Below are 598 nucleotides of genomic sequence, written 5' to 3' on the forward strand. Positions count from 1 at the left end.
ATAATGAGGATGAAAATTTGTTTTCTATTTACCTGAGCCATGGCAGTTCGCACCTGCCGGGCTCTTTTTCTTATCCTTCTTTTCTGCCTTGCTAAAGCAGGCTATGTCATATATATCCATTACTTCCGCAATAGCTTTCGTGTACGCCGATTTCTCGCACGCCGGTGCCTGATTCCGTAGAGTTTCAAGCCGGTAAATTATATTGAGTATGATTTTATGCACTCTGTTCACCTCCCAAAAATTTATTGATAAAATACTGCTGACCTTTTCCGGTAACTTTTGGCGTCCTGGTCGTTACATTACAGCCGTTTCCGTCCAGATGAGTACTTTCTTTGATTTCAAACAGCCCCATCTCCATAGACCGCTGCGTTGGCATGTTCCAGTCTGCGCCTTTACGCCTGATCAGATATCCGTTATCGCGGAGCCATGTAAAAAGCCGTTGGGCGCCCATATCTACACCGTTCTGCTTTAAAAGCTTTGCCATATCTCCCACGAGGATTGATGTATGACTCGCCGTAACAGCATCGGCAAATATTTCTTTCGGCCTCATTCGGGTGATATCGCTCTGTAGCCGGTTGATTGTCTGATCTGCCATCTT

General features: G+C 45.3%; 2 protein-coding genes. Both read right to left on the bottom strand.

Annotated features, from left to right (window positions below; translation table 11 throughout):
• Positions 1–24: 24 nt before the first annotated feature.
• Positions 25–222 carry a hypothetical protein gene (locus NE664_12730; protein MCQ4727501.1) on the bottom strand — a complete coding sequence of 66 codons (198 nt, stop codon included), beginning with the start codon at positions 220–222 and terminating at the stop codon, positions 25–27.
• A partial coding sequence (locus NE664_12735) for a phage antirepressor KilAC domain-containing protein (GenBank protein MCQ4727502.1) occupies positions 215–598 on the bottom strand: 384 nt, incomplete at its 5' end. The genes NE664_12735 and NE664_12730, both read right to left, overlap by 8 nt.

Source organism: Anaerotignum faecicola, assembly GCA_024460105.1.
Lineage (GTDB): Bacteria > Bacillota > Clostridia > Lachnospirales > Anaerotignaceae > JANFXS01.